Genomic DNA, 12,346 nt, shown 5'->3' with positions numbered 1-12,346 from the left:
CATGGAACTCACTGCCGCACAACGTATCGCCCAACGTTTCGTTGGCCTCCCTGTGGAGCAACGCCAGCAGATCCTGGAAAAGATGCAGGCTACCGGCCAGAGCTTCCGCCTGCTGCCCATCGTGCCCGCGCGCCAGGGCCTGGCGCGTATTCCGCTGTCGTACGCCCAGCAACGCCTGCTGTTTCTCTGGCAGCTGGAGCCCGACAGCCCGGCCTACAACGTGCCGATGGCGGTACGCCTGAAGGGCGCGCTGGACCAGGCGGTGCTGCAGCAGGCGCTGGATGCGCTGGTGCAACGCCACGAATCGCTGCGCACGCGCTTTGCCTCGGAGGAGGGCGAGTTCTACCAGGAAATCCTCGAGCACTGCCCGCTGGCGCTGGAATTGCTGATGCTCGACGGTGCCGCCGATGAGACAGCGCTGAGCGTGGCCGTGGACGCCGCCCTCAAGCAGCCCTTCGACCTGCTGAGCGGCCCGCTGCTGAGGGTGACCCTGCTGCGCGTGGCCGCCGATCACCACGTGCTGGCAGTGAGCATGCACCACATCATCTCGGACGGCTGGTCCAGCGATGTGCTGGTGCAGGAATTCATCCAGCTGTACAGCGCCCTGGCCGAAGGCCGGCAGGCCGAGTTGCCGGCCTTGCCGATCCAGTACGCCGACTACGCCATCTGGCAGCGCGCCTGGCTCGAGGCCGGTGAAGCGCAGCGCCAGCTGGCCTACTGGCAGGCCCAGCTGGGCGACGAGCAGCCGGTGCTGAGCCTGCCGCTGGACTTCGAGCGCCCGGCCACGCCCAGCCAGCGTGGCGCGGTGGTGCGCGTGGACATCGGCGCCGAACAGGCCGAGGCCCTGCGCAGCCAGGCGCGCAAGGGTGGCCACACGTTGTTCGTGCTGGTACTGGCAGCCATGGCGGTGGTGCTGTCGCGCTACAGCGGCCAGGCCGACATCCGCATCGGCGCCCCGAACGCCGGGCGCAACCGCAAGGAGCTGGAAGGCCTGATCGGCTTCTTCATCAACACCCAGGTGCTGCGCGTGCAGGTGGACGAGCGCGCCACCTTCGCCGCACTGCTGGAGCAGGTAAAAGACGTGATCGGCGGCGCCCAGTCGCATCAGGAGCTGCCGTTCGAGCACCTGGTCGATGCCTTGCTGCCCGAGCGCAACCTGGCCCACAACCCGCTGTTCCAGTTCAAGATCAACCAGCACGTGGCCGCCAGCGATGCAGGGCGCAAGCGCCTGGGCGCGCTGGAGGTGGAAGGCTTTGCCCGTGACGGCGGCGATGCCCGCTTCGACCTGGCGTTCGACTTCTCCGACAAGGCCGACGGCATCGAAGGCTACTTCACCTACGCCACCGACCTGTTCGAGCAGGCCACCATCGAACGCATGGCCGCTTCGCTGCGCCAGGTGCTGGATGCGCTGATCCGTGACCCGCAGCAGGCGATCGTCGACAGCCCGCAAGTGGCGACGCTGCTGCCGGCGGCCACGCAGGCCTACCCGCACGGCGACTTCCTCGCCTTGTGGCGCCAGGCAATGGCGCAAGGCCAGGTCCACGGCGGTGTGCGTGCCGGTGACCGGTTCATGACCCAGGCCGGGCTGGAGGCGGCGTCCAACCGCCTGGCCGACTACCTGCGCCAGCACGGCGTCGGTGCTGGCAGCATCGTTGCCCTGTGCCTGCCGCGCTCAATCGAGTGGGTCGGCGCCTTGCTCGCGGTGCTCAAGACCGGCGCCGCCTACCTGCCGCTGGACACCCAGCAGCCGCAGGAGCGCCTGCAACAACTGATTGCCGACAGTGGCGCCGCCATACTCCTGCATGAGCCGGGCGACCAGCGCCTCGCCGGCCTGGACGGCGTGCAGCGGATTGCCTGCGATCACACCGCCTGGGCAACCTGCAGTGACAGCCCGGTCGAGGTGGCTATCGCCGCCGAACAACCGGCCTATCTGATCTACACCTCGGGCTCGACCGGCCAGCCGAAAGGCGTGGTGGTCAGCCACGGGGCGCTGGCCAGCTACACCCAGGCGGTGCTGGAGCGCCTGCAACTGCCGGCCGCGGCGAGCATGGCGATGGTGTCCACCACCGCGGCCGACCTGGGCCACACCGTGCTGTTCGGTGCCTTGGCTTCGGGCCGCCTGCTGCACCTGCTGCCACAGGAACTGGCGTTCGACCCGGATGGCTTCGCCAGCTACATGGCGCAGCACCAGGTCGGCGTGCTCAAGCTGGTGCCGAGCCACCTGCAAGGCTTGCTGCAAGCGGCCCGCGCCGCCGATGTGCTGCCCGCCGAGGCACTGATCCTGGGGGGTGAGGCATGCAGCTGGGGCCTGTTGGAAAAAATCCGCGAACTGCGCCCGGCCTGCCGGGTCATCAATCACTACGGCCCGACCGAAACCACTGTCGGCGTGCTCACCTTCGAGCCGGGGCTGCCGCTGCCAGGTTGCCGCACGGTGCCGGTCGGGCGCCCGCTGGGCAATGGCTGCGCCCAGGTGCTGGACGGCTATCTCAACCCGTTGGCGGCGCAGGTGCCCGGTGAGCTTTACCTGGGCGGGCAGGGTGTCGCCCAGGGCTACCTGGGCCAGCCCGCATTGACCGCCGAACGCTTCGTGCCGACCGAGGGTGGTGCCCGCCTGTACCGCACCGGCGACCGCGCGCGGCTGACTGCCGATGGCCTGGTCGAGTTCATCGGCCGTGCCGACGACCAGGTGAAGATCCGCGGCTATCGCGTGGAGCCAGGTGAAGTCGGCCGGGTGCTGGCCGGCCTGCCTGGTGTCAACGAGGCCGTGGTACTGGCCTTGCCACTGGAGGGCGATGCCGAGCGCTTGCAGCTGGTGGCCTACGGGGTGGCCGACGCAGGCGTGACCGTGCAGCAACTGCAGGCGCAATTGCAGGCACGCCTGCCGGACTACATGGTGCCGGCGCAGATACTGCTGCTGGAGCGCCTGCCACTGACCGCCAACGGCAAGCTCGACAAGCGCGCCTTGCCGGCACCGGGCGCGGTCAGCCGTGGCTATGTGACGCCGCAAGGCGATATCGAGGAGAAACTGGCCGCAGTGTGGGCCGATGTGCTCAAGCTGGAGCAGGTCGGCAGCACCGACAACTTCTTCGAACTGGGCGGCGACTCGATCCTCAGCCTGCAGATCATCGCTCGGGCCAAACGCCAGGGCATCAGGATCACCCCCAAGCAGTTGTTCGAACAACAAACCATCGCCCAGCTGGCCCAGGTAGCCAAGCGCATCGAGGCCAAGCAAGCGGTTGCGGCCGCAGCCGTGGACACTGCCACCAGCGGCGAGGTGGCATTGCTGCCGGCCCAGGCGCGTTTCTTCGAGATGGAGGTCGCGCAGCCGGCGCATTGGAACCAGTCGGTGCTGCTCAAGCCGGCCGGCCCGGTGCAGGTGCAACACCTGGAGGCAGCCCTGCGCGCCGTGGTCGAGCAGCACGATGCCCTGCGCCTGCGCTTCAGCCGTGGCGAAAGCCAGTGGCAGGCGCGCTTCCAGCCGCTGGACAATGCACCACTGCTGCACCAGCGCAACCTGGCCGCACTGAGTGAGCTGGACGCCGCCGGCAACCAGGTGCAGGCCAGCCTGAACCTGGAGCACGGGCCGCTGCTGCGTGCCGAACTGTTCGACTTCGCCGATGGCCAGCAGCGCCTGCTGCTGGTGGTCCATCACCTGGTGGTCGACGGTGTGTCGTGGCGGTTGTTGCTGGAAGACCTGCAAGCGGCCTACCGGCAATTGCTGAACGGCCAGGCCGTGAGCCTGCCCGCCAAGACCACCTCGGTGAAGACCTGGGCCGAGCGCCTGGCCAGCCATGCCGGCAGCCCCGCATTGCAAGCACAGCGCGACTACTGGCTGCAGGCGCTGGCCGGCGACCACGCCGAACTGCCGCGTGACAACCCGCAGGGCAGCCTGGCCAACACCCATGCCCGTACCGCCGCCACACGGCTGGATGCCGAGCGCACCGCCAAGCTGCTGAAACAGGCCCCGGCGGCCTACCGCACGCAGATCAACGACCTGCTGCTGACCGCGCTGGCGCGCACCCTGTGCCAGTGGAGCTCACAGGACAACGTGCAGGTACTGCTGGAGGGCCATGGCCGCGAAGACCTGTTCGACGAACTCGACCTCAGCCGCACCGTAGGCTGGTTCACCAGCCTGTTCCCGGTGCGCCTCACACCCGGCCAGGACCTTGGCCAGTCGATCAAGGCGATCAAAGAGCAACTGCGCGGCGTGCCGGACAAAGGCCTCGGCTACGGCCTGCTGCGCTACTTCGGCGATGCTGAAGTGCGTGAACAGCTCGAGCGTGCCGCCCAGGCCCGTGTCACCTTCAACTACCTGGGCCAGTTCGATGCCAGCTTCGATGCCGAGGCCGGCGCCCTGTTCACCCCGAGCGGGGAAAGCGCAGGCCGTACCCAATGTGCCGGCGCGCAGCTGGGCAACTGGCTGAGCATCACCGGCCAGGTGTACGGCGGCGAGCTGTTCCTGGAGTGGACCTACAGCGCTGACGTTCATCACCCGGCCACCATCGAGAAGCTGGCCCAGGCCTACGGGCAGGCCTTGGCAGAGCTGGTCGAGCACTGCTGCGATGCGCGGCACCAGGGCGTGACGCCGTCGGACTTCCCGCTGGCCGCGCTGACCCAGGCGCAACTGGACAGCCTGCCGCTGGAGGCCGGGCAGATCGCCGATGTGTACCCGCTGTCACCCATGCAGCAGGGCATGTTGTTCCACACCCTTTACGACCAGCAGGCCGACAACTACATCAACCAGCTGCGCGTGGATGTGGAGGGGCTGGATGTGCAGCGGTTCCGCCAGGCGTGGCAGGCCACGCTCGATGCCCACGACATCCTGCGCAGCGGTTTCGTCTTGCAAGGCGAACTGGAGCAGGCCGTACAGGTGGTACGCAAGGCCGTCGAATTGCCGTGCAGCGAGCATGACTGGCGTGGCCAGCCGGCGTTGGAGCAGGCATTGCAGGCCCTGGCCGAGGGTGAACGCCAGCGCGGTTTCGACCTTGCTGCCGCGCCATTGCTGCGCCTGGTGCTGGTACGCACGGGCGATGCTCGCCACCACCTGATGTACACCAACCACCACATCCTGATGGACGGCTGGAGCACTTCGCGCCTGTTGGGCGAAGTGCTGCAGCGCTATGCCGGCCTGGCGCCGCAGGCCCAGGCCACGCACTATCGTGACTACATCGCCTGGCTGCAGGGCCAGGACGCGGCCGTTGCCGAAGCCTTCTGGAAAGCCCAGCTTGCCGCCCTGGACGAGCCAACCCGCCTGGCCCAGGCCATCGCCGGCAGTGCAGGCACAAGCGGTAGCGGCCATGGCGACCACCGTCTGGCCTTCGACCCTGAGCAGACCGCACGCATCGAAGCCTTCGCCCGGGCCAACCGGGTCACGGTCAACACCCTGGTGCAATCGGCCTGGCTGCTGCTGTTGCAGCGCTGCACCGGCCAGGCCAGCGTGTGCTTCGGCGCCACTGTCGCCGGCCGCCCGGCAGACCTGCCGGGGGTGGAAGAACAGATCGGCCTGTTCATCAACACCTTGCCGGTGATCGGTGCCCCGCGTGCCGAGCAGACCGTGGCCGAGTGGATCGGCCAGGTGCAGGCCGGCAACCTGGCCGTGCGCGAGTTCGAGCACACCCCGCTGTACGACGTGCAGCGCTGGGCGGGGCAGGGCGGTGACGCCTTGTTCGACAGCATCCTGGTGTTCGAGAACTACCCGGTGGCCGAGGCGCTGCAACAGGGCGCGCCCGGTGGCCTGCGCTTCGGCGATGTGGCCGTGCAGGAGCAGACCAACTACCCGCTGACCCTGGTGGTGGAACTGGGCACCACGCTGTCGATGCAGTACAGCCATGACCGTGCGCTTTGGAGCGACGAGAGCATTGGCCGCCTGGCTGGTTACTTTGCCAACCTGCTGCAGGCGCTGACGGAGAATACTGACGCGGTGATTGGCGAGCTGCCAATGCTGGGCCTGCCAGAACAGCGACAGATGGTAGAGGGCTGGAACGAAACCCAGGCGACCTACCCGGACGAGCGCAGCATTCACCAGCTGATCGAGGCGCAGGTCTTCGCCACCCCGGATGCCCCGGCGCTGGTCTTTGGCGAGCAGACCCTGAGCTATGCCGAGCTCAACCGCCGTAGCAACCAGCTGGCGCACAAGCTGCGCGAGCAGGGCGTTGGCCCGGACATGCTGGTGGGCATCGCCATGGAGCGCAGTCTGGAGATGGTCGTCGGCCTGCTGGGCATCGTGAAGGCCGGCGGCGCTTATGTGCCGCTGGACCCGGAATACCCCCAGGATCGCCTGAGCTACATGTTCGAGGACATCGGCATCGCCTTGCTGCTGACCCAGTCGCACCTGCATGAAGCCCTGCCGATCCCGGCCGGCCTGCGCAGCCTGGACCTGGACACCGAGAACTTCGACGGCTACAGCGATGCCAACCCGAATGTCGACGTGGCCCCTCTGAACCTCGCCTACGTGATTTACACCTCCGGCTCCACCGGTCGCCCGAAGGGCGCTGGCAACAGCCATCAGGCGCTGGTCAACCGCCTGTGGTGGATGCAGAAGGCCTACGGCCTGGACGCCAGCGACAGCGTGCTGCAGAAAACCCCGTTCAGCTTCGACGTGTCGGTGTGGGAGTTCTTCTGGCCGCTGATGACCGGCGCGCGCCTGGTCATGGCCCAGCCCGGCGCGCACCGCGACCCGCAGCTGCTGGTCGAAACCATCAACCACCACGGCATCAGCACGCTGCACTTCGTGCCGTCGATGCTGCAGGCGTTCATGACCCACGAAGCGGTCGAAAGCTGCGCCAGCCTCAAGCGCGTGGTGTGCAGCGGTGAAGCGTTGCCGGCCGAACTGGCCCGCCAAACCCTGCAACGCCTGCCGGCGGCGGGCCTGTACAACCTGTACGGCCCGACCGAAGCGGCGATCGACGTGACCCACTGGACCTGCCAGCCGGACGAAAGCATCAGCGTGCCGATCGGCCAGCCGATCGACAACCTCAAGACCCATATCCTCGAAGGCAGCCTGCAACCGGCTGTGCGCGGCAGTGCCGGCGAGCTGTACCTCGGTGGTGTCGGCCTGGCCCGTGGTTACCACCAACGCCCGGCGCTGACCGCCGAACGCTTCGTGCCGGACCCGTTCAGCGACAACGGCGGGCGCCTGTACCGCACCGGCGACCTGGCGCGCTACCGCGCCGATGGCGTGATCGACTACGCCGGGCGCATCGACCACCAGGTGAAGATCCGCGGCCTGCGTATCGAACTGGGTGAGATCGAGGCGCGTCTATTGGAACTGCCGAGTGTGCAGGAAGCCGTGGTGCTGGCCCAGGACGGGCCAAGCGGCAAGCAGCTGGTGGGCTATGTGGTGCCTGCCGACAGCACGCAAGACGAAGGCGCATTGCGCGACAGCCTGCGCGAGGCGCTCAAGGCCGGTTTGCCGGATTACATGGTGCCCGCGCACCTGCTGCTGCTCGGCAAGCTGCCGGTGACGCCGAACGGCAAGCTGGACCGCAAGGCCCTGCCGCAGCCGGATGCCAGCCAGTCGCAGGGCGAGTACATCGCGCCGCAGAGTGATCTGGAGCAGCAGATCGCGGCGATCTGGGCGGATGTGCTGAAGCTGGAGAAGGTCGGCCTGACCGATAACTTCTTCGAACTGGGCGGCGATTCGATCATCTCGTTGCAGGTGGTCAGCCGTGCGCGCCAGGTGGATATCCAGTTCACGCCCAAGGACCTGTTCGAGGCCCAGACGGTGCAGGCACTGGCCCGGCTCGCCAACCGCGGCGGCAGTGTATCGATCGATCAGGGTGCGGTAACGGGCGTGACGCCGCTCACGCCGATCCAGCACTGGTTCTTCGAGCAGCCCGTTGTCGTGCGCCATCACTGGAACCAGTCGGTGCTGCTCACGCCGGGTGAAACGCTGGACCCGGCGACGCTCGATGCGGCATTGCAGGCATTGCTCGAACATCACGATGCCCTGCGTTTGCGCGTGTTCGGCCATGGGGTGGGCTGGCAGGCTGAATTTGCCGATGCGGGCTACTCCCAGTTGCTGTGGCATCGCGATTTCGCCAGCGTCGAGCAGTTGCAGCAAGCCGCCACTGAAGCCCAGCGCAGCCTTGACCTCGAGCACGGGCCGTTGATGCGTGCCATGCTCGCTGCGCTGCCTGACGGTAGCCAGCGACTGCTTTTGGTCATCCATCACCTGGCGGTAGACGGTGTGTCGTGGCGTGTGCTGCTGGAAGACCTGCAGCAGGCCTACCAGACCCTGGCTGCCGGGCAGCCACTGCAGCTTCCGGCCAAGACCACTTCGTACAAAGCTTGGGCCGAGCGTTTGCAAACCTATGCCGCCGCGCCCGCATTGCAACAGCAACTGGGCTACTGGCAGGGGCAGTTGCAAGGGGCCAGCGAAATGTTGCCCTGCGACAACCCGCAAGGCAGCCGGCAACTGAAGCATGCGGCTTCGGTCAGCACGCGCCTCGACGTGGCAAGCACCCGACGGCTGTTGCAGGATTGCTCGGTGGCTTATCGCACGCAGATCATGGACCTGCTGCTGACGGCCCTGGCGCAAGCAGTTGGCCGCTGGAGCGGCCAGCCCGAAGTGCTGGTGCGCCTGGAAGGGCATGGCCGTGAAGACCTGTTCGCGGGTATCGACCTGACGCGTACGGTGGGCTGGTTCACCAGCCTGTACCCGGTAAAGCTGAGCCCGCAGGCAGACCTGGCAAGTTCGATCAAGACCATCAAGGAACAGCTGCGCGCCGTGCCTGACAAAGGCCTGGGCTATGGCGTGCTGCGCTACCTCGGTGATGCCGCGAGCCGCGAGGCCCTTGCAGCATTGCCTGAAGGCCAGATCGTCTTCAACTACCTCGGGCAGTTCGACGGCAGCTTCGATGGCGAAGCAGGCCTGTTCACCCCCGCCAAGGAGAACGATGGCGCCAGGCAGGATGCCGAAGCACCGTTGGCCAGCCTGTTGACCGTCAACGGTCAGGTATATGGCGGCGAGCTACGCCTGGAGTGGACCTTCAGCCAGGACATTCATTGCCGCGAAACCATCGAGCTGCTGGCGCAGGCTTACCAGCAGGCCTTGGCTGAAATAATCGAGCATTGCTGTGAGGGTGGACATCGCGGCCTGACCCCGTCCGACTTCCCGTTGGCCGACCTGACCCAGGCGCAGCTCGACCAGCTGCCGGTTGCCGTGTCGCAGATCGCCGACGTCTACCCGCTGTCGCCGATGCAGCAGGGCATGCTGTTCCACAGCATCTACGAGCAAGGCAGCGGCAACTACATCAATCAGATGCGCGTGGATGTGGATGGCCTGGATGTACAAGCCTTCCGGCAGGCCTGGGATGCTGCCTTGCAGGCCCACGACATCCTGCGCAGCAGCTTCATCTGGCAGGGGGACCTGGGCCAGGCGGTGCAGGTCGTGCGCAAGCAGGTGACACTGCCGTTCAGCGAATATGACTGGCGTGCCGAGAATGAGCTGGCGCGGGCGCTGGACACCCTGGCGGATGCCGACCGGCAGCGTGGCTTCGACCTGGTCGAGGCACCCTTGTTGCGCCTGGTGCTGGTGCGTACGGCGCAGGCACGTCACCACCTGATCTTCACCTGCCATCACATCCTGATGGATGGCTGGAGCACCTCGCAGTTGCTGGGTGAGGTGTTGCAGCGTCATGCCGGTAAACCTGTGGTGGCAGCGGCGGGCAGCTACCGTGACTACATCGCCTGGTTGCAGCGCCAGGATGGGGTGGCGGCAGAGCGGTTCTGGCAGGGCCAGATGGCCAGCTTCAACGAGCCGACGCGCCTGGCCCAGGCCGTGCGCAATGGTGAGCCTGATGGCCATGGCCATCACGTTCATCACCAGGCATTCGATGCAGGGCGTACCGAGCGGGTTGAAGCCTTTGCCCGTGCCCAGCGTGTCACCGTCAACACCTTGGTACAGGCTACCTGGCTGTTGCTGTTGCAGCGCTATACCGGGCAGTCGTCGGTCTGCTTCGGGGCCACGGTCGCCGGCCGGCCAGCGGAGCTGGCGGGCGTGGAAGCGCAGATTGGCTTGTTCATCAACACCCTGCCGGTGGTTGGTACACCACAAGGCGAACAGAGCGTCGCGCAATGGATCGGGCAGGTGCAGGCCAGCAACCTGGCCATGCGTGAATACGAACATACGCCGCTGTACGATGTGCAGCGCTGGGCCGGACTTGGCGGTGAAGCCCTGTTCGACAGCCTGGTGGTGTTCGAAAGTTACCCGGTGTCCGAGGCCCTTCGGCAGGGTGCACCGAGTGGCTTGCAGTTTGGCCCAGTGCAGGTGCGCGAGCAGACCAACTATCCGCTGACCGTGCTGGTGAGCCTTGGCGACAGCCTGGCTATCCAGTACCGGCATGACCGTGCGCACTGGAGCAGCGAGGCGATCGAGCAGCTGGCCCATCACTTCGGTACGCTGCTTGACGCGCTGGTGAGTGACCCGTGTGCTGCACTCGGCGACCTGCCGCTGCTCGATACCGCGCAGCATCAGCGTATCGTGCAGGACTGGAACCGCACGGCGGCCAGTTACCCGGCCGACCGCTGTATCCATCAGCTGTTCGAGGCGCAGGTGGTTGCTGCGCCAGGTGCAGTGGCACTTATCCACGGCGAGCAGACGCTCACGTATGCCGCGCTCAATGTACGGGCCAACCAGCTGGCCCACAAACTGCGCGAGGCTGGCGTGGGCCCGGAGGTGCTGGTAGGTGTCGCCATGGAGCGTGGCCTGGACATGGTGGTCGCGCTGATGGCCATTCTCAAGGCGGGCGGCGCCTACGTGCCGCTCGATCCTGGCTACCCGCAGGACCGCCTGGTGTACATGCTCGAAGACAGCCAGTCGATCCTGCTGCTGTCGCAGTCGCACCTGCTGGAGCGTGTGCCGGCCAGCTTCCAGGCGCGCACGCTGCTGGTGGACCAATTGCTGCTCGACGGCTACGAAGCGGCCGACCCGGTGTGCGTGAGCACGCCGGACAACCTGGCGTACTGCATCTACACCTCAGGCTCCACCGGCAAACCCAAGGGCGTCCAGATCGAGCATCGCAATGCCGTGGCAATGATCGGCTGGGCGCAGTCGGTGTACAGCCAGCAGGACCTGTGCGGCGTGTTGGCGTCCACATCGATCTGTTTCGACCTGTCGGTCTGGGAGCTGTTCGTGACCCTGGGCTCGGGTGGTTATGCGGTACTGGCGGCCAATGCCCTGGAGCTGCCGCACCTGCCGGCCAAAGACCAGGTACGCCTGGTCAACACGGTGCCATCGGCCATCAAGGTGCTGCATGAAACCGGCCAGCTGCCGTCCGGTGTACGCATCATCAACCTGGCGGGGGAAGCCCTCAAGCAGGGGCTGGTCGACGCGCTGTACGGCACTGGCCATGTGCTCAAGGTGTACGACCTGTACGGGCCTTCGGAGGACACCACCTACTCGACCTTCACCCTGCGCACCCAAGGTGGCCAGGCCAATATCGGCCGGCCGCTTTCCAACAGTGCCGTGTACCTGTTGAGCGAGGACGGAACGCCGCTGCCGGTAGGGGTGGTGGGGGAGCTGTACATGGCGGGTGCGGGCCTGGCGCGTGGTTACCTGGCGCGCCCTGGGCTTACCGCCGAACGCTTCATCCCCGACCCGTTCGGTGGGCAGGGTGGCCGGCTGTATCGCACCGGCGACCTGGCGCGCTATGACGCCGACGGGGTCATCGAATATGCCGGGCGTATCGACCATCAGGTGAAGATTCGCGGCTTCCGTATCGAACTCGGTGAGATCGAGGCGCGCCTGCAACAACAGGACGCAGTCCGCGAAGCCGTGGTACTGGCACTGGATGCGCCGGGCGGCAAGCAACTGCTGGGCTACGTGGTGCCAGCCGATGCAGCGTCGGTTGCCAGCGAGGAAGCCCGGGCGGCGTTGCTTGACACCCTGCGCGCCAGACTGAAGGCCAGCCTGCCGGACTACATGGTGCCCGCGCACCTGTTGCTGTTGGAACGCCTGCCACTGACACCGAACGGCAAGCTGGACCGCAAGGCCCTGCCACAGCCTGACGGCAACCTGCGCCGGGCGGCCCATGTGGCGCCGGAAACGGAGCTGGAGCGGCGCATCGCAGCGGTATGGGCTGAAGTTCTTGGCCTGGAAAACGTATCTCTTACCGACAACTTCTTCGAGCTGGGGGGCCACTCCTTGCTGGCAACCCAGGCGGTAGCACGACTGCAGATCGAACTGGGTACGAACCTGCCACTCGCGTTGTTGTTCCAGACAGAGAACCTGAAGGCCTTTGCACAAGAGGTCGGCAGTCTCGGTACCCGAAACGACGGAGACCTGGATGAGCTCCAGGACTTCATGGCAGAGCTCGAGGCGGTTTGAGATGCACATGGACAACAG

At 66.5% G+C, this 12,346-nt stretch carries 1 protein-coding gene; it reads left to right on the top strand.

Features of this window, described 5'->3' with window-relative positions; translation table 11 throughout:
• Nucleotide 1 precedes the first annotated feature (1 nt).
• Nucleotides 2-12,328, top strand: a complete 12,327-nt coding sequence (locus M1D87_RS19740) for a non-ribosomal peptide synthetase (RefSeq protein ID WP_461241461.1) — start codon at nucleotides 2-4, stop codon at nucleotides 12,326-12,328.
• The last annotated feature ends 18 nt before the right edge of the window (nucleotides 12,329-12,346 follow it).

Source organism: Pseudomonas sp. SA233 (assembly GCF_054792385.1).
This window is presented reverse-complemented; position numbering and strand designations above follow the sequence as displayed.